This is a genomic window from Streptomyces sp. TLI_146 (assembly GCF_002846415.1).
Classification (GTDB): Bacteria; Actinomycetota; Actinomycetes; order Streptomycetales; family Streptomycetaceae; genus Streptomyces.
Genome location: NZ_PJMX01000001.1, coordinates 7,099,609 through 7,117,645, shown reverse-complemented (window position 1 = coordinate 7,117,645; position 18,037 = coordinate 7,099,609). Strand labels below are relative to the sequence as shown.

16 protein-coding genes are annotated in these 18,037 nt (G+C 72.2%); 5 read left to right on the top strand and 11 right to left on the bottom strand.

Annotation, left to right across the window (positions count from 1 at the left end):
* Nucleotides 1-96: 96 nt before the first annotated feature.
* Nucleotides 97-1,860: a gamma-glutamyltransferase family protein gene (locus BX283_RS31670; protein ID WP_257584416.1), complete on the bottom strand. Its 1,764-nt coding sequence runs from the start codon at nt 1,858-1,860 to the stop codon at nt 97-99.
* 195 nt (nt 1,861-2,055) lie between these two features.
* Here BX283_RS31670 and BX283_RS31665 point away from each other — a divergent pair, with 195 nt between their 5' ends.
* Nucleotides 2,056-3,111, top strand: coding sequence for a biotin/lipoate A/B protein ligase family protein (locus BX283_RS31665; protein WP_101390858.1), 1,056 nt, complete (start codon nt 2,056-2,058; stop codon nt 3,109-3,111).
* Between the two features lie 192 nt (nt 3,112-3,303).
* Here the strand turns inward: BX283_RS31665 and BX283_RS31660 are convergent, their stop codons facing one another.
* The 8 genes from BX283_RS31660 to BX283_RS31625 all read right to left on the bottom strand — a co-directional run bounded on the left by BX283_RS31660 (nt 3,304) and on the right by BX283_RS31625 (nt 13,001).
* Entirely contained in the window at nt 3,304-4,815 is a 1,512-nt protein-coding gene (locus BX283_RS31660) for an NCS1 family nucleobase:cation symporter-1 (RefSeq protein WP_257583984.1), read from the bottom strand.
* Nucleotides 4,816-4,924: 109 nt separating this feature from the next.
* The gene (locus BX283_RS31655; protein ID WP_101390856.1) at nt 4,925-5,923 is read right to left on the bottom strand and encodes a TIGR03842 family LLM class F420-dependent oxidoreductase; all 999 of its coding nucleotides are present in this window, start codon (nt 5,921-5,923) and stop codon (nt 4,925-4,927) included.
* Between the two features lie 16 nt (nt 5,924-5,939).
* Nucleotides 5,940-7,346 (bottom strand): dihydropyrimidinase, encoded by a 1,407-nt coding sequence (gene hydA, locus BX283_RS31650; RefSeq protein ID WP_101390855.1) that lies wholly within the window; start codon nt 7,344-7,346, stop codon nt 5,940-5,942.
* A gap of 50 nt (nt 7,347-7,396) precedes the next feature.
* On the bottom strand, nt 7,397-8,677 hold the full coding sequence (locus BX283_RS31645; RefSeq protein ID WP_101390854.1) for an aspartate aminotransferase family protein: 1,281 nt from the start codon (nt 8,675-8,677) through the stop codon (nt 7,397-7,399).
* On the bottom strand, nt 8,674-9,516 hold the full coding sequence (locus BX283_RS31640) for a nitrilase-related carbon-nitrogen hydrolase (RefSeq protein ID WP_101390853.1): 843 nt from the start codon (nt 9,514-9,516) through the stop codon (nt 8,674-8,676). The genes BX283_RS31645 and BX283_RS31640 overlap by 4 nt, the downstream gene beginning before the upstream one ends.
* A gap of 118 nt (nt 9,517-9,634) precedes the next feature.
* Complete coding sequence (locus BX283_RS31635; RefSeq protein WP_218976532.1) at nt 9,635-10,150, bottom strand: HAD family phosphatase; 516 nt, start codon at nt 10,148-10,150, stop codon at nt 9,635-9,637.
* A 52-nt stretch (nt 10,151-10,202) separates the two neighbouring features.
* Complete coding sequence (locus BX283_RS31630) at nt 10,203-11,594, bottom strand: hypothetical protein (protein ID WP_101390851.1); 1,392 nt, start codon at nt 11,592-11,594, stop codon at nt 10,203-10,205.
* A 183-nt stretch (nt 11,595-11,777) separates the two neighbouring features.
* A complete protein-coding gene (locus BX283_RS31625; protein ID WP_101390850.1) occupies nt 11,778-13,001 on the bottom strand; it encodes an alginate lyase family protein in 1,224 nt (407 codons plus the stop codon).
* Nucleotides 13,002-13,330: 329 nt separating this feature from the next.
* On the opposite strand from BX283_RS31625, the gene BX283_RS31620 reads away from it, so the two are divergent.
* Nucleotides 13,331-13,582 (top strand): helix-turn-helix domain-containing protein, encoded by a 252-nt coding sequence (locus BX283_RS31620; protein ID WP_101390849.1) that lies wholly within the window; start codon nt 13,331-13,333, stop codon nt 13,580-13,582.
* Nucleotides 13,583-13,718: 136 nt separating this feature from the next.
* Here the strand turns inward: BX283_RS31620 and BX283_RS31615 are convergent, their stop codons facing one another.
* A complete protein-coding gene (locus tag BX283_RS31615) occupies nt 13,719-14,186 on the bottom strand; it encodes a helix-turn-helix domain-containing protein (protein WP_101390848.1) in 468 nt (155 codons plus the stop codon).
* A 127-nt stretch (nt 14,187-14,313) separates the two neighbouring features.
* On the opposite strand from BX283_RS31615, the gene BX283_RS31610 reads away from it, so the two are divergent.
* The 3 genes from BX283_RS31610 (at nt 14,314) to BX283_RS31600 (ending at nt 17,190) form a co-directional block, all read left to right on the top strand.
* Nucleotides 14,314-15,483: a thiolase family protein gene (locus BX283_RS31610; protein WP_101390847.1), complete on the top strand. Its 1,170-nt coding sequence runs from the start codon at nt 14,314-14,316 to the stop codon at nt 15,481-15,483.
* 71 nt (nt 15,484-15,554) lie between these two features.
* Nucleotides 15,555-16,322 carry a type I methionyl aminopeptidase gene (gene map / locus BX283_RS31605; RefSeq protein ID WP_101390846.1) on the top strand — a complete coding sequence of 256 codons (768 nt, stop codon included), beginning with the start codon at nt 15,555-15,557 and terminating at the stop codon, nt 16,320-16,322.
* Between the two features lie 211 nt (nt 16,323-16,533).
* A complete protein-coding gene (locus BX283_RS31600) occupies nt 16,534-17,190 on the top strand; it encodes a DUF4360 domain-containing protein (RefSeq protein ID WP_101390845.1) in 657 nt (218 codons plus the stop codon).
* A gap of 45 nt (nt 17,191-17,235) precedes the next feature.
* On the opposite strand, the gene BX283_RS31595 is transcribed toward BX283_RS31600, so the two are convergent.
* Entirely contained in the window at nt 17,236-17,943 is a 708-nt protein-coding gene (locus BX283_RS31595; RefSeq protein ID WP_101390844.1) for a glycoside hydrolase family 75 protein, read from the bottom strand.
* Between the last annotated feature and the right edge of the window lie 94 nt (nt 17,944-18,037).

Sequence of the window (18,037 nt, the reverse complement as noted above, 5' to 3'; positions counted from 1 at the left end):
TCGATCATGCGTCCAGCAAAACATGCCCCACTGACAATCGACGAACGTGGCCCCAATTCCGGGCGTCATCGAGGTGACGTCGGCGGGCGGCCCGGGTCAGCGCCCCACCGCGTACCCCTGCATCCCGCGCGGATTCGCGGCGGCGGACAGGATCCCGGTCCCCGGGTCGCGGGCGACCGCGCACAGCCGCCCCTCCGACCAGGCGCCGCCGACCGTGACCCGGTGCCCCCGCCGCCGCAGCCCCGCCACCACCTCCGCGCCGGTCCGCGCCTCGACCGTGACACTGCCGGGCCGGGTCGCCCGTGGGTAGAACGAGCTCGGGAAGGAGTCGTTGTGCCAGTTCGGGGCGTCGATCGCGCCCTGGAGGCCGAGTCCGCCGCGCTCGCCCGCGCCGAGGGCGACGGCGAGGAAGAAGTGCAGCTGCCACTGGTCCTGCTGGTCCCCGCCGGGCGTGCCGAACGCCAGCACCGGTACGCCGTCGCGCAGCGCCAGGGTGGGCGACAGCGTCGTACGGGGGCGGCGCCCCGGCGTCAGCGTGTTCGGCAGCCCCTCCTCCAGCCAGGCCATCTGGAGCCGGGTGCCGAGCGGGAAGCCGAGCTCGGGGACGACCGGGTTGGACTGGAGCCAGCCGCCGCTCGGGGTCGCGGCGACCATGTTGCCCCAGCGGTCGACCACGTCCAGGTGGCAGGTGTCGCCCCGGGTGGCGCCGTTGGCGGCGACGGTCGGCTCTCCGGCGCCCGCCGCCCGTACGCCGGTGTCCGCGCCACGCGCGCGTAATGCCTCACGGGCGATCCGGGGCGGGCGCCCGCCGGGGCTGCCGGGCCGCAGCTCGTACGAGGCCCCGGCGCCGACGAGCGCGCGCCGGGCCGCGTTGTAGTCGTCCGAGAGCAGCTCGTCGAGCGGCACCGGGGCCGCGTCCCCGTACCAGGCCTCCCGGTCGGCCATGGCGAGCTTGCACCCCTCGACGAGGAGGTGGACGTACTCGGCGGAGCCGTACGGCGGCAACTCGTCCGGAAGCAGCGCCAGTTGCTGGAGGAACGCGGGCGCCTGGCTCCAGCCGCCCGCCTTGCACACGGTCCAGCCGTTCCAGTCGTACGTCACCGGGTCCTCGTACGTCGCGGACCACCCGGCGAGGTCGGCCGCCGTCAGGGTGGCGGTGTGGCGCTCTCCGCTGGTGTCCAGGGTGGGGCGGTGCGCCTGCGCGAGCAGCGCCTCGGCGACGAACCCCTCGCGCCAGACGCGCCGGGCCGCCTCGATCTGCCGCACCCGGCCGTCCCCGGTCGCGGACGCGCGCGTGGGGGCCGACTCCTTGAGGAGGCGCCGCCAGGTGCGCGCCAGGGCCGGGTTGCGCAGCAGCCGCCCCGGGCGCGGGGCGCGGCCGCCCGGCAGATACACCTCGGCCGAGGAGTGCCACTCCCTCTCGAAGAGCGCGCGCACCCCGTCCACGGTCTCCCCGACCTGCTCGACGAGCGGATGCCCGTCCTCTGCGTATCCGATGGCGTACTTCAGTACGTCGGCGAGCGGTTTGGTGCCGTGGTCGCGCAGCAGGAGCATCCAGGCGTCGAAGGCGCCGGGCACGGCGGCCGCGAGCGGACCGGTGCCGGGCACGAGGTCCAGCCCGAGCGAGCGGTAGCGGTCGGCCGTCGCCCCGGCGGGCGCGGGCCCCTGGCCGCACAGCACCCGCACCGCGCCCCCGGCCGGGGCGAGCAGGATCGGCACCTCGCCGGCCGGGCCGTTCATATGCGGCTCGACAACGTGGAGGACGAAGCCCGCGGCGACGGCGGCGTCGAAGGCGTTCCCGCCGTCCTCCAGGACGGCCATGGCGCACTGCGAGGCCAGCCAGTGGGTGGAGGAGACCATCCCGAAGGTGCCCTGGAGGGTGGGGCGGGTGGTGAACGGGGGCGCGGCGTACGGATCCGCGGCGTTCACGGCTTCTCCGGCGAACACGGCGTGAGCTAGGTGATCGGCCATCCCGGCAGGCTAGCGACGCCCTCCGTGGAATGTCAGACCCCCCGTCTACCGTTGATTCCGCTCGGAACGGATGGAGGAGCAGCGGTGCACGGTGAGTACAAGGTCCCCGGCGGCAAGCTCGTGGTGGTGGATCTGGACGTCGAGGACGGCGTGCTGAGCGGTGTGCGGGTGGCGGGTGACTTCTTCCTCGAACCGGACGAGGCGATCCTGGCGATCAACAACGCGCTGGAGGGCGCCCCGGCCGACACGAACGCCGCCGGGCTCGCGGCCCGTATCGACGCGGCGCTGCCGCCGGACACGACGATGTACGGACTGACGTCGGAGGGCGTAGGCGTCGCGGTCCGCCGCGCGCTCGCGCACGCGACGGACTGGACGGACTACGACTGGCAGCTGATCCACGACGGCCCCCAGTCCCCCGCCCTGCACATGGCGCTCGACGAGGTGATCACCGCCGAGGTGGCGGCCGGGCGCCGCCCGCCCACCCTCCGGGTGTGGGAGTGGGGCGCCCCGGCGGTGGTGATCGGCAGCTTCCAGTCGCTGCGCAACGAGGTCGACCCGGAGGGCGCCGAGCGCCACGGGATCACGGTGGTGCGCCGGGTGTCGGGCGGCGGCGCCATGTTCATCGAACCGGGCAACACCATCACGTACTCGCTCTCGGTCCCCGACGCCCTGGTCCAGGGCCTGTCCTTCGCGGACAGCTACGCCTACCTGGACGACTGGGTGCTGGGCGCGCTCGGCGACATGGGTGTGAAGGCCTGGTACCAGCCGCTGAACGACATCGCCACGGACGCGGGCAAGATCGCGGGCGCCGCGCAGAAGCGGGTGGTCGCGGACGAGGGCGCGGTGCTGCACCACGTGACGATGGCGTACGACATCGACGCCGACAAGATGCTGGAAGTCCTCCGTATCGGCCGCGAGAAGCTCTCCGACAAGGGCACGAAGAGCGCGAAGAAGCGCGTCGACCCGCTCCGCCGCCAGACGGGCCTGCCCCGCGAGGCGGTCATCGACCGGATGATCGCCTCGTTCCGGGGGCGGTACGGGCTGGCCGAGGGCCGTGTGACGGAGGAGGAGATGAGCCGGGCACGTGACCTGGCGGAGACGAAGTTCTCGAACGAGGAGTGGACCGCGAGGGTGCCCTAAGCGTTCCGCTGGGGGGCGGATGGTCGGCTGCGGGCCGGTGGGGGCTTGTCGCGCCGTTCCCCGCGCCCCTTCTTGGCCCGGAGTTTGTCTGCGGCCGAGTGGGGGCCTTGTCGCGCCGTTCCCCGCGCCCCTTTTTGGCCCGGAGTTTGTCTGCGGCTGAGTGGGGGGCTGGTCGCGCAGTTCCCCGCGCCCCTAGGGGGACGGGGCGGCACCGCCCCGCGTCTTCCGCCCGCTCGTCCCCATCAGCCCCGCATAGACGACCAACGCCGCCCCCAGCCCCACCGCCCACCCGTAGTCCGCCAGCGGTTTGAGGGCCGGGATCAGGCCGTCCACCGGGAACGGGCCCTGTTTGGCGCCCTTGGCGTCGACCGTCGAGTAGGAGCCGCCCACCGCCAGCACGCCGCCGATCGCGAACGCGGCCACCGCGCGCCAGTTCCAGCCCGCCCGGTACCAGTAGCGGCCGCCCGGCCGGTACAGGTCGGGTACGTCGAGGACCGTGCGGCGGATGATCCAGTAGTCGGCGATCAGGATGCCCGCGACCGTGCCGAGCAGGCCGCCGACCACCCCCAGCCAGGTGAAGATGTACAGCTCGGGCGTCGACGTGAGCTTCCACGGGAAGATCACCACGCCCACCACACCGGTGATCAGCGCGCCCGTACGGAAGGTGATGAAGCGGGGCGCCAGGTTGGCGAGGTCGTACGCCGGGGAGACCACGTTCGCCGCGATGTTGACGGAGATCGTCGCGATCAGGACCGTGAGCAGCGCGAACAGCAGCCCGAAGACGCTGTCGGTCCGGGCCACCAGCTCCACCGGGTCCCAGATCGGCACCCCGTACACCGCCTGCGAACCGGATGTGACGAGCACCGAGAGCAGGGCGAAGGCCGTCATGGTGGTCGGCAGGCCTAGGGTCTGGCCCCAGACCTGGGCGCGCTGGCCCTTGCCGAAGCGGGTGAAGTCGGGGATGTTCAGGGACAGCGTCGCCCAGAAGCCGATCATGCCCATCAGCGACGGGAAGAAGACCGGCCAGAAGTCCCGCCCCCAGCCGTGCTTGGACGGCTGGTCGAGCAGCGGGCCGAGGCCGCCCGCCTTGTGGGCGATCCAGACCAGCAGCACCACGGCCCCGACCAGGACGAACGGCGCGGCCCAGTTCTCGAACCGGCGCAGCGTCTCCATCCCCCGGTGGATGATGGCCAGTTCCAGGGCCCAGAAGAGGACGAAGCACAGCCACAGCGTCCAGAGCTCGCCGCCGATCACGGAGGCGTCGGCCCAGCCGCCGAAGACCTTGCCGAGCAGGACGAAGACGCCCTGGCCGCCGATCCAGGTCTGGATGCCGAACCAGCAGCAGGCGACCGCCGCCCGGATCAGCGCGGGCAGATTGGCACCGCGCAGCCCGAAGGAGGCGCGGGCGAGCACCGGGAAGGGGATGCCGTACTTCGGTCCCGCGTGCCCGGTGAGCAGCATCGGGCCCAGCACGATCACATTGGCGACCGCGATGGTGAACACGGCCTGCTTCCAGTCCATGCCGAGGGCGACCAGACCGGAGGCGAGCGTCCAGGAGGGGATGTTGTGCGCCATGCCGACCCACAGGGCGGCGAAGTTGTACGTGGTCCAGCGGCGTTCCTCGGGCGGCACCGGCCGGAGGTCGTCGTTGGCGAAGCGGCTGTCCGGCGGGGCGGTGTCCGTGGGTATGGCGGTGTCGGTCATGGGCGGGGCCATTCGTTCGGGGGACGAGGGGGAGGGCGAACGGGCCGTGGGGAGGGGCGGGTTACGGGGACGGGGGCGCCCGGTGCGGGCCGGGCGCCCCCGCAATTCCTCAGCTCAGCGCCGGGATCACCCGCTCCCCGTACGCGTCGATGACCGCTTCCCGGGCGTCGTGCATCGCGTACACCGCGAACTGGTCGACGCCCAGGTCGCGCAGCGCCTTCAGCTTCTCGATGTGCGCCTCGACGGGGCCGAGGAGGCAGAAGCGGTCGACGATCTCGTCCGGGACGAAGGCGGTGTCCGGGTTGTCGGTGCGGCCGTGGTGGCTGTAGTCGTAGCCCTGGCGGGCCTTGATGTAGTCGGTGAGCGCCTCGGGCACCAGGCCCGAGTGCTCGCCGTACCGGGACACCAGGTCGGCGACGTGGTTGCCGACCATGCCGCCGAACCAGCGGCACTGCTCGCGGGCGTGGCCGAGGTCGTCGCCGACGTAGGCGGGCGCGGCGACGCAGATGGTCACGGAGGCGGGGTCGCGCCCGGCCTCCACGGCGGCCGTGCGGACCGCCTTGACCATCCACTCGGTCAGGAACGGGTCCGCGAGCTGGAGGATGAAGCCGTCGGCCTTCTGCCCGGCGAGGGCCAGCGCCTTCGGTCCGTACGCCGCCATCCAGACGGGCAGCCTGCCGTCCCTGACCCAGGGCAGCTTCAGGCGCTGTCCGTCGACCTCGGCCTCGCGGCCCTCCGCGAGGTCGCGGATGACGCCGATGGCCTCGCCGAGGCGGGCCAGGGTGTTGGGTTTGCGTCCGGCGACGCGCATCGCGGAGTCGCCGCGGCCGATGCCGCACACCGTGCGGTTGCCGTACATGTCGTTGAGGGTGGCGAAGGTGGAGGCGGTGACCTCCCAGGTCCGGGTGCCCGGGTTGGTCACCATCGGGCCGACGTGCATCTGCCGCGTGTGCTCCAGGATGCGGCTGTAGATGACGAACGGCTCCTGCCACAGGACCGCCGAGTCGAAGGTCCAGCCGTAGCGGAAGCCGTTGCGTTCCGCGCGGCGCATGAGGCCGACGACGGTCGAGGCGGGCGGGTCGGTCTGCAGGACGAGTCCGAAGTCCATGTGGTGCTGCTCCTGGTTACTGGCCGAGGTACTGGGAGGTGGCCCGCGGGGTGTAGACGCCGTGTCCGGCGCGTCCGGTGAACTGCCGTTCGTGCAGCACGAGTTCGCCGCGCGAGAGGACCGTCTCGACGCGGCCGGTGATCCGCCTGCCCTCGTACGCCGAGTAGTCCACGTTCATGTGGTGGGTCTCGGCGGAGATGGTCTGCTCGGCGTGCGGGTCGTAGATGACGACGTCGGCGTCGGCGCCCGGGGCGATGGTGCCCTTCTTCGGGTAGAGCCCGAACATCCGGGCGGGGCTCGCGCAGGCGATCTCGATCCAGCGGCGCCGGGTGAGGTGGCCGTCGAGCACCGCCTGGTGGAGCAGGTCCATCCGGTTCTCCACGCCCGGCAGCCCGTTGGGGATCTTGGAGAAGTCGCCGCGGCCGAGCTCCTTCTGCCCGACGAAGCAGAACGGGCAGTGGTCGGTGGAGACCACCTGGAGGTCGTTGGTGCGCAGCCCCCGCCAGAGCGCGGCCTGGTGCTCCTTGGGCCGCAGCGGCGTCGAGCAGACGTACTTGGCGCCCTCGAAGTCCGGCTCGGCCAGGTTGTCGGTGGAGAGGAAGAGGTACTGCGGGCAGGTCTCGCCGAAGACCGGAAGGCCCATGTCCCGGGCGGCGGCCAGTTCGGCGACCGCCTCCTCGGCCGACACATGGACGACGTAGAGCGGCGCCCCGGCGACCCGGGCCAGCTGGATCGCCCGGTGGGTGGCCTCGGCTTCGAGCAGCGCGCGGCGCACCTCGCCGTGGTAGCGGGGGTCGGTGCGCCCGGCGGCGAGCGCCTGCTCGACGAGGACGTCGATCGCGATGCCGTTCTCGGCGTGCATCATGATCAGCCCGCCGTTGGAGGCCGAGCGCTGCATCGCGCGCAGGATCTGGCCGTCGTCGCTGTAGAAGACGCCGGGGTAGGCCATGAACAGCTTGAAGGAGGTGATGCCCTCCTCCACCAGCAGGTCCATCTCCTTGAGCGTGTGCTCGTTCACATCGGAGAGGATCATGTGGAACGCGTAGTCGATCGCGCACTTGCCGTCCGCCTTGGCGTACCAGGCGTCCAGGCCCTCGCGCAGCGCGTGGCCCGGCGACTGCACGGCGAAGTCCACGATGGTGGTGGTGCCGCCCCAGGCGGCGGCCCGGGTCCCGGTCTCGAAGGTGTCGGAGGCGAAGGTCCCGCCGAAGGGGAGCTCCATATGGGTGTGGGCGTCGACGCCGCCCGGGATGACGTACTTGTCGGACGCGTCGATCGTCCGCTCGGCGCTCCAGCCCTGCGCCGCGCTCGACCCGTGCGCGGCGAGCGCCGCGATGCGGCCGTCCTCGATCAGTACGTCGGCGTGGATCTCGTCGGCGGCGGTGATCACCAGACCGCCGGTGATCAGGGTGCGGGTACTCATGGGTGGTGCTCCCTTTCGTACACGTACAGGTCGTACACGTTCAGGCCGGACTAGACGCTCCGCAGGGCCCGTTCCAGGATCGCCGCGCCCTCCTCCGCCTCCGCGACCGTCAGGGACAGCGGTGGGGCGATCCGCAGCACGCTGGTGTTGTGGCCGCCGCCCTTGCCGATGAGCAGACCGCCCTCGCGCGCCGCTTCGAGCACGGCGGCCGCCGCCTCCGGATGGGCCTCGTCGGTGCCCGGCTGGACCAGTTCGATTCCCGCCATCAGGCCCCGGCCGCGCACCTCGCGTACGAGCGGGAGCTGGGCCGCGACGGCCCGCAGCCGCTCGATGAGCAGGCCGCCGACGCGGCGCGCGTTGCCCTGGAGGTCGTGTTCGACGAGGTACGAGAGGTTGGCGAGGCCGGCGGCCATGGTGACCGGGGAGCCGCCGAAGGTCGAAATGGAGTTGGAGTCAAGGCAGTTCATGACGCGGGCGCTCGCCACCACACCGCCGATGGACATGCCGTTGCCGATGCCCTTGGCGAAGGTGAGGATGTCCGGCGGGCCGTTCTCGGCGTGCGCCTGCCAGCCCCAGAAGTGCTCGCCGGTGCGCCCCCAGCCGGTCTGCACCTCGTCGCTGATCCACAGGATGCCGTGCCGGTCCAGGACTTCGCGGAAGGCGGCGTAGAGCCCGTCGGGGGGCGAGGTGAAGCCGCCGACGCCCTGGATGGGTTCGGCGATGAGCGCGGCGACCTCGCGGGTGTGCCCGAGCAGGTCCTCCAGGTCCGCCACACACGCGTTGATGAACTGACGGTCACTCAACTCGGCGTAGGGGCCCCGGGAGCGGACGCCCCCGTGCACGTACAGCGTCTGCAGCGGCGACAGGCTCGTCGGCGACCAGGCGTGGTTGCCGGTGATGCCGACCGCGCTGAACGAGCGGCCGTGGTAGCTGTTGCGCATCGCCAGGATCTGGTTGGAGCCGCGGTAGGCGGTGGCGAGCAGCAGCGCCGTGTCGTTGGCCTCGGTGCCGGAGGTGGTGAAGAAGACCCGGGCGTCCGGGATGCCGGAGAGGTGGGCGATGCGCTCGGCGAGCTCCACCATCGGGCGGTTGAGGTAGAGCGTCGAGGAGTGGATGATCCGGCCGGCCTGCTCGGAGACGGCCTTGGTGACCTCGGGCAGGGCGTGGGCGGTCATCGTGGTGAGGATGCCGCCGAAGAAGTCGAGGTAGCGGTTGCCCTCGGCGTCCCAGACGTGGCGGCCCTCGCCGTGGGTGATCTCGATGGGGTGCCGGTAGTAGAGCGCCAGCCACTCGGGCAGGACCGCGCGGTGGCGGTCGAAGAGGGCGGTCACGGCTTCACCAGCCCTTCGTAGGCGTCGGGCCGCCGGTCGCGGTAGAACGCCCACTGCTGGCGCACCTCGTCGATGAGCCCGAAGTCGAGGTCCCGGACGAGGAGTTCCTCCTCCTTGTCGCTGGCGGGCTCGCCGACGAACTGGCCGCGCGGGTCCACGAAGTAGCTGGTGCCGTAGAAGTCGTTGTCGCCGTACTCCTCGCGGCCGACCCGGTTGATGGCGGCCACGAAGTACTCGTTGGCCACCGCCGAAGCGGGCTGTTCCAGCTGCCACAGATAGGCCGAAAGTCCACGCGAGGTGGCCGACGGATTGTAGACGAGCTGGGCGCCGTTGAGCCCCAACTGCCGCCAGCCTTCGGGGAAGTGGCGGTCGTAGCAGATATAGACGCCGACCCGGCCCACGGCGGTGTCGAAGACCGGCCATCCCAGGTTGCCCGGTTTGAAGTAGTACTTCTCCCAGAACCCCTTCACCTGGGGGATGTGGTGCTTGCGGTACTTGCCCAGGTAGCTGCCGTCGGCGTCGATCACGGCGGCGGTGTTGTAGTAGAAACCGGAGCCCTCGATCTCGAAGACCGGGACGACGATCACCATCCCGGTCTCGCGGGCGAGCTCCTGCATCCGCCGCACGGTCGGCCCGTCCGGCACCGGCTCCGCCCACCGGTAGTGCTCGGGCTCCTGCACCTGGCAGAAGTACGGGGCGTTGAAGACCTCCTGGAATCCAATGATCTTCGCACCCTGCCGGGCCGCCTCACGGGTGTGTTCCTCATGTTTGGCGATCATGGATTCGGTATCGCCGGTCCAACTGGCCTGGACCAGTGCGGCGCGGACAACAGTGGCCATGAGCTGCTCCTTAGACGGGCCGTCAGCCAGGCATCCACACGCGTAGATTGCGTGTGGAGAGACGGTAAAGCCCGTCACGCACCGTGGCAAGACCATCTCCATTACGCCACGAAGTCGATCACATTTCCCTCGGTACGGGGCCGGGCAGCCGGGCCCAGTTGCCCCGCCGGGCGTGCCTCAGCAGCACCGGGTCCTCCCCCACGACCACCGAGTGGCCCACCTCGGCGAGCAGCGGGAGGTCGGCCGCCTCGTCCGCGTACGCGTAGCAGTCGGCGGCGAGCAGGGCGTGCTCGCGCAGCAGGGCGCGGGCCGCGTACCCCTTGCCCTGGCCGCGCATCGGGGACCTCGGCCGGGCGCAGAGCACGGCGTCGGCGCCCAGTTCGCGCGCGAGGGGCGCGACGGCGGCGGCGGACGACGGCGTCACCAGGACCACCAGATGCCCCCGGGCGGCGTGGTCGTGCAGCGCCGCGAGGACCGGCGCGTGCCAGAGGCGGCCGAGCGGCGGCCCGGGCTCGTCGCGGCACGGCTCGGGCAGCCCGGGCACGGCCAGGAGCGTGCCCTCGACGTCGAAGAACGCGGCGGCGGCGGGCGTACGCGGGCAGGGTATGCGCGGCGGGGCTGTGCGGGAGTCCATGTCCATCGGTACGGACCCTGCCCAGCCGCGCCCTCACCTCAATCCGAAGTCTTCAACGTTCTGTTGCAATTCTGGCCACCCGGAAGGCGTGGAGGACGTCCCGTCGTCGCCCCTCGGAGACCGCTCCGGCGGCGGCGAGCAGCTGCGGCCCCAGCCGCGCCGGGGCGTGCGCGGCCAGCTGCGCCGCGTCCTCCGGCGTGCGGACCCGGACGAAGGCGCTCAGCAGCGCGTCCGCCTCGCGCTCGCGCCCGGCGTCACCCAGCGCGAGCACCGCGTCCGCGATCTGCTCGGCGGGCCGGCTCACGCCCTGGCGCAGCAGCCGGTGGCAGTCGGCGCCCTGGCCGGCGGCGGCGAGCGCGTCGGCCGCGGCGGCCAGCCGGTCGGGCGGCAGCGAGGCCGCCTCCCACAGCAGGGTGGCCCAGTCGGCGCCCAGGCCCGCGCGGTGCAGTTCGCCCGCGAACAGCGGCAGCAGGGCGGCGGGCCCGGCGGCCGCCTCGCACAGCACGGCGTGCGCCTCGCCGGTGCGGCCCCGGGCACGCAGCCGCACCAGCCGGACGACGGCCTCGCGCACGCTCCGGCGCTGGTCGCGGTCGTCCGCCCGCTCCTGCCGCTGCTCGCTCTTTCCCCGGGCGTGCTCGGGCTGCCTGCGGGTGTGCCAACCGCCGCCGAACCGGGCCCCGGTGGGCGCGGCGGCGGCGACCGGCGGCAGTAAGGGCCCGGAGTCCTCCGCCTCGGCCGCGTCGGCCTCGATCCCGGCGAACCGGGCCCCGCGCGAGATACGGCGCGCGGCGGGGCGGGGCGCGGGGACGCGGGGCGCCGGATCGGCGGCCGGTGCACCCGCACCTCCGGGCGGCCCGGGTTCGCCGGAGGCGCCCGGTCGGCCGGGACCGGCGGGGCCGCCCCACCCGCCCGGGCCGCCCTCCCCCTCGGCCGAACCGCCGGGCCGCGCCACCGCCCGCTCGCTGAACCAGCCCTTCGGGACCTCCGGCCCCAACGCGGCGATACGGGCGCGCAGTTCGGCGCAGCGCGCGGTCGCCCGGGCCAGGTCGTCCTGGATCCAGGCGAGTTCGTCCGGGGCTGCGGCGGGCAGCCGGTCGGCCGCGTACGCCTGCTCGCGGAGCATCAGGGCGAGCCGTGCGCGCAGCGCCTCGCGGCCGCCCGGGCGGGCGTCGTACGCGGCGGCGGCCGCGGTGTGCAGCGCCCGGGCCCGCACCGTCTCGCGGGCCACCGCCTCCGGGCCGTGCGTCGGCGCGAGGTCCTGGAGCAGCGACTCGACCACGTCCCAGGGCGGGATCTCGCTGCCGTCGAGACAGGCCGCCATTCCGTCGGGGTCGCGCTGCGAGAAGACCCCGTACCAGCCGCCGTACCGATCGAGCAGGGCCGTCATCCGGCCCATGTACCGCACGAACACCCCGATGTCCACCGGGAGTTGATTCACCGTCATGGCGCGATCCCCCAACCGCTCGACTGAACCCCCACGGTCCGTGGGCATTCGATACCCCCCGTATTGCGCCCGTGTTACGCCGAGGTCTTCGCCGCGATACCGGCGTGTGGCCGCGCGCCTAACGGCGTGGTGATGGACGGGGCCGCGCGCCCCCGCGCGGCGCCCCCGCGCGCCCCGCGCCCGTCACACCGCCGATCCCCGCCCGGGGTTGTCCGCGTGCGTCAGCGTCTCCCAGGCCACGAACAGGTCGTCGGTCCCCGCCGGGCGCATGCGCTCGGCGAGCTTCTCGGTCTCGGGGAGCTTCAGGTGCATCCGGTTGCGCAGATGGTTGAGGGCGACCTCCACGTCCGGGCCCATCGTGCGCTCCACCTTGCCGCCGCACAGCCACGGCGGGGCCGCCTCGCCCAGCTGGTAGCGGGCGTGGAACTCCAGGGCGGCGCGCAGCCGCTCGGCCGTCGGCCCGTACAGGTCGACGCCCTGCTGCCACGCGGTCTCCGCGATGTGCCCGGAGGCGGCCAGCGAATAGCCGATGTGCATGAAGTTGCGGCAGGTCTCCTGGCCGAGCCCGTCGGCGTACGTGCGCTGGCCGAACCAGTACGTGGCCAGCTTCTCCGGGGTGTTCATGGTGCCGCCGGGCGGCGGTTTGGGCAGCTTCCCGTCGGAGCCCAGGTAGAAGTACGCGGGGACCCGCGCCCGGTAGCGGGCCAGGGACTCGGTGAACAGCTCGCGGTCCTCCACGAACACCGCGATCCCGATGGCCGCGTCGGTCATCGCCAGTTCCCAGTTGCCGTTGTAGTCGGGGACCTTGGCGGTCAAGGCGGGCAGATAGGCCTTGCGCAGCATCCACTTGAAGCGCTGGACGTCGGCGGCGCCCCACTTCGGGTAGCCCGCGTGCACGATGTCGGCGGCGCGCGCCCAGGAGGAGCCCGCCCAGGCGGTCTGCAGGCCCGCGTTGCCCTCGGTGTGCTCCTTCATCACCTTCGACCAGCCGTCCATGATCTCGACGGCCTTGCGGGCGTGCGCCTCGTCGCCGCCGACGGACCAGAGGAGCGCCTGGGTGTACGCGGCGATCGCGTCCTCGCGCTCGGCCAGACACGAGGGCGGCCCGGCGTTCGGCGGACAGGGCACGACCTCGGCGGGGTGCGCGGTGTACGCGAGCGAGCCGTACCGGCTGGTCCGCATCTTCTCGTACGCCGAGCGCCACGGCTCCCGGCCGTCCCGCACCCGCTTTCGTACGGCGTCCAGCTGACTCTTGCCGATCACCACGCCCGGGTGACGGAAGGCGGTGACGGCGCCCTGGTCAACGGTCGCGGAGACGCGGGAAGCGGGGGCGCAGGCGGTGAGGGCGGCGGCGAGCGCGAGGGCGGCGGCGCGGCGGGGCCAGGCCTGGGTGGGCGGCTTGAACACGTTTTCCACGGTGGCGCCGGTCGGCCCCGCCCGCAGAATCTATTGGGCCGACCGGGCCGCCCGGCTCAGACACGTCCCCTTCAGCCGACCCCCCCGGCTCGGACACGTCCACCCCTGAGCCGAGCCCCCCGGTTCCGGGTCACGTCCCCCTCAGCCGAGCCCCCCGGCTCAAGCACGGCCCCCTCCACCGAACCCCCCGGCTCAAGCACGGCCCCCTCCGCTGAGCCTCCCGGATCCGGCACGGCCCCCTTAGGGGCGCGGGGAACTGCGCGCCCAGCCAGCCACGGTCCGCAGACGAACGAAGGGGGTACGGGACTAGACTCGCCCTCATGGTCCGCACCCCCCTCACCCCCGAAGAGCGCGAGCGCGGCGAACGGCTCGGCCGGTTGCTGCGGGCCGCGCGCGACGGGCGCAGCATGAGCGAGGTCGCCGCGGCCGCCGGTCTCTCCGCCGAGACCCTGCGGAAGATCGAGACCGGCCGCGCGCCGACCCCGGCGTTCTTCACCGTGGCCGCGCTCGCCTCCGTGCTCGGCCTCTCGCTGGACGAGGTCGCGGGACACTGCACGCCGCTGGCGGCGTAAGCACTTCGCCGGTGGCGATTCGTCTGCGGACCGTGCGTGGCTGGTCGCGCAGTTCCCCGCGCCCCTGAAAGTGCTGTGCGCACCCCACTACGGAAGTCGGCCCGCGAGGGGGCCGTGCGCACCCCACCCCGCCCCCCTACGGGAACTCCGCCCCCTCCGCCGTCCACCCCGGCACCTGGAACCGCGGGTCCACATCCCGCCGATGGACCTCCTCCCCGCAGGACCGGCACATGATCGCCGGGTCCAGATCCGCCCCGCACGAGTGCCGCCACACCGTGGGCGGCACATCCGCCAGGTGGCGGTCGCCCCAGCGCATCAGCATCAGCAGCACCGGGCGCAGCTCCTGACCCGCCTCGGTGGCCCGGTACTCGTACCGCGGCGGGCGCTCGTTGTAGAGCACCTTCTCCAGGACGCCCGCGTCGACGAGCCGGCGCAGCCGGGCGGTGAGGATGTCGCGGGGGGCGCCCACGTTGCGGGCGATCGCGTCGAAGCGGTGCACACCGAAGAAGACCTCGCGCAGGACGAGCAGCGCGTACTTCTCCCCCACGACCGCCAGCGCGTCGGCGATCGAGCAGGGCCGGGAGTTCTTGTGCGACGTCGTCATGGTTCCACGGTAAGCCAGGATCACCAGTGCATTGGATTTTCCAACCCAGCGAGTTACAGTGAATCCACTTTTCCAACCTACTCGCCGGTAGCGCGGGTGGGACCCGAGCGGAACCGAGGAGCACGCGATGCGTGACGCCGTGATCGTGGAAGCCGTCCGTACCCCGACAGGAAAGGGAAAGCCGGGCGGGGCGCTCTCCCAGACACACCCCGTAGAACTGCTCGCCCACACCCTGCGCGCCCTCGTCGAGCGCAGCGGTGTCGACCCGGCGCTGGTCGACGACGTGATCGGCGGCACCGTCGACCAGGTCGGCGAGCAGGCCATGAACACCACCCGGTACGCCTGGCTCTCCGCCGGGTTCCCCGACACCGTCCCCGCGACGACCGTGGACCGCCAGTGCGGCTCCTCGCAGCAGGCCGTCCACTTCGCCGCCCAGGGCGTGATCTCGGGGGCGTACGACCTGGTCGTGGCGTGCGGGGTGGAGTCGATGAGCCGGGTGCCGATGTGGTCGAACGTACCGGCCGGCAAGGACCCGTTCGGCCCGGGCGTGGCCGCCCGCTTCCCGGAGGGCCTCGTCCCGCAGGGCATCAGCGCCGAGCTGATCGCGGCGAAGTGGTCGATCGGGCGCGAGCGGATGGACGAGTTCGCCACCGCCTCGCACCAGAAGGCCGCCGCGGCCTGGGACGCCGGGCTCTTCGACGCCGAGACCGCGCCGATCGCCGGGCTGACGCGGGACGAGTCCGTACGTCCCACGACGACCCCGGAGATCCTCGCCGGGCTGAAGCCCTCCTTCGTCGACCCGCACTTCGCCGAGCGGTTCCCGCAGATCGACTGGTCGGTGACGGCGGGCAACAGCAGCCCCACGAACGACGGCGCCTCCGCCGTCCTGATCACCTCCAGCGAGACCGCGGCGAAGCTCGGGCTGCGCCCGCTCGCCCGGCTGCACAGTTTCGCGGTGACCGGCTCCGACCCGGTCCTCATGCTCACCGGAGTCATCCCCGCGACAGAAAAGGTGCTGCGCAAGGCCGGACTCGGCCTCGGCGACATCGACCTCTTCGAGGTCAACGAGGCCTTCGCGAGCGTGGTGCTCGCCTGGCAGCAGGAGACCGGCGCCGACCCCGCGAAGGTCAACGTGCAGGGCGGCGCGATCGCGCTCGGCCACCCGCTGGGCGCCAGCGGCACCCGGCTGATGACCACGCTGGTGCACTCCATGCGGCTGCGCGGGGCGCGGTACGCCCTCCAGACCATGTGCGAGGCGGGCGGACTCGCCAACGCCACGGTCCTGGAAGCCCTCTGACCTCGCCTCAGCCCGTGTCACCCGTATGGCCGTCTGCGTGACCGCTCCACCCGACCGGTATAGTAATTGGAATGGTAGAGATCAAGACGGACGCACAGATGGACGCGATGCGGGAGGCCGGGCGGGTGGTCGCGCGGGCGCTCGCCGCGGCGCGGGACGCGGCGGACGTGGGCGTGAGCCTGCTGGACCTCGACACCGCGGCCCATGAGGTACTGCGCGCGGCGGGCGCCTCCTCGCCGTTCCTCGGCTATCACCCGGACTTCGCGCCGGTACCGTTCCCCGCCGTCGCCTGCGTCTCCGTCAACGACGCCATCGTGCACGGCGTCCCGGACGGCTACCGGCTGCGCGACGGCGACCTGGTCAGCGTCGACTTCGGCGCGGTCCTGGACGGCTGGGCCGGGGACTCGGCGATCAGCTTCACGGTGGGCCGGGCGCGGAGCGAGGACGTCCGGCTGATATCGACGGCGTACGAGGCGCTGGAGGCGGGCATCGCGGCCGCCACCGTGGGCAACCGCATCGGCGACATCGCGCACGCGATCGGCACGGTGTGCCGGGGCGCCGGATACGGCATCCCGGAGGACTTCGGCGGCCACGGCATCGGCCGAGAGATGCACGAGGACCCGGGGGTGCCCAACGAGGGCCGCCCGGGCCGGGGCATGACCCTGCGGCACGGCATGGTCCTGGCGATCGAGCCGATGCTGATCGCGGACGGCACCGACGGGTACTACCCGGCCCCGGACGGCTGGACCCTGCGCACGGTCACCGGCGTCCGCGCGGCCCACACCGAGCACACGGTGGCCATCACGGACTCCGGGCCGCGGATTCTGACGCTTGTGTGAGCCGCACCCTTCATTGACGTTCCGTCATGACAGCGTGAGGCACAGCTTTTTGGCCCGAACCGGGCGCCCGGTTCGGGCCAGAAGACGCCCCCCGAAACGGCCTCACGCTGGCTGGTCCGTACCTGTACCGGAAGGTGACGTTCTGCTGTCATGGTCCCGCCAACCCCCCACAGGAGAACCCGGGCTGGCGACATGACCCGAAGGGAGCGTCATGTTCAACGCACTGGCCATCGGCGGCGCGTCCGCCGTTCTGCTGGCCGCCCCGCTCAGCGCCTCCGCCCACTCCCCCGGCGGCTGGGGCACCCCGCCGCCCGACAAGATCGTGATCGACCTCGTGACCGTCAACGGCTCGGGGTGTCCGGCGGGTACGGCGGCCGTCGCGGTCTCACCCGACAACACCGCGTTCACCGTCACGTACAGCACCTACACGGCACAGGTCGGCAAGGGCTCCTCGCCGACCGACATCAGAAAGAACTGCCAGCTGGCGCTGAACGTCCACGTCCCGCAGGGCTTCACCTACGCGATCGCCTCGGCCGACTACCGCGGCTTCGCCCATCTGGAGAAGGGCGCCACCGCGCAGGAGCGGGCGAACTACTACTTCCAGGGCATGTCCCAGACTGCCTCCGCCACGCACCCGTTCAAGGGTCCGTTCTCCGACGACTGGCAGACCAACGACACCACGGACGTCTCCGCCCTCGTCTACAAGCCCTGCGGTGAGGAGCGCTATCTGAACATCAACACCGAACTGCGGGCCGGGGGCGGCACCTCCGACACGACCAACACCACCAGCTTCATCAGCATGGACTCGACCGACGCCAGCATCAACACCATCTACCACTTCTCGTGGAAGGTGTGTCCGCCGAAGTGACACGCACGCGGGCCGCCCGGCACGGCGCGGGCGGCCCGCACCCGCTCAGTTGGCGGCCACGAACTGTCTGGCCAGCTCGTCGCCGAGGGAGACCGCCGCGCTGTGGCTCTCGATCGGCTTCGCCCGCGAGTTCTTGAAGAGGATGTACGTGACGCCGGACTCGGCCCCGCCGGTGGCCGGGTCGGGGTTTATCCCCAGCGCCTTGGCGGTGGCGTAGGACGCCTCACCGATGATCTTGGAGGGGCCGGTGTCGCCGACCACCGCGTACTCGACCCTGTTCTTGTAGATGACGGCGACCACACCACCGCCCTTTATCCCGGCCGAGGAGTAGTTCCAGATCGAGCTGGAGCTCGGCACGACGACGTACGGCAGCTTCTCGGCGCTCAGCGGTTTGCCGTCGGACTGGTGGAAGGCGGTGTCGCCCTGGAACCACGGGTCGGTGCCGCGGTTGCAGGCGGTGGTGGTCTGGCCGTCGCAGTCGACATCCAGGTCGGCCTTCCAGAACACGGCGCCGTTCTTGCCGCAGACCGGGACCGTCGCGGCGGTCTCGCTGTCGGTCCGGTACTTGCCGCTGGAGATCTGCGAACAGGTCGTCACCTTGGCCAGCAGTTCGGCCGCGCCGACCGAACCCTCCTCGGTACGGGTGGGGGAACCGGTCGCGGCGGCCGTGTTCAGTGCGGTGGCGGGGAGGGCGGCGGTGGCCAGCAGCGTGGCACCAAAGGCGGCGGCGAGGGCGAGCGTTCGAGTACGCACGTGGGGGCACCCTTCTGTTAGGAAAGTTTCCTTACCTGACCCGAACAATCTGGCCCGTCTGCATGAGCGCGTCAATACTGGTCACATGAAATGA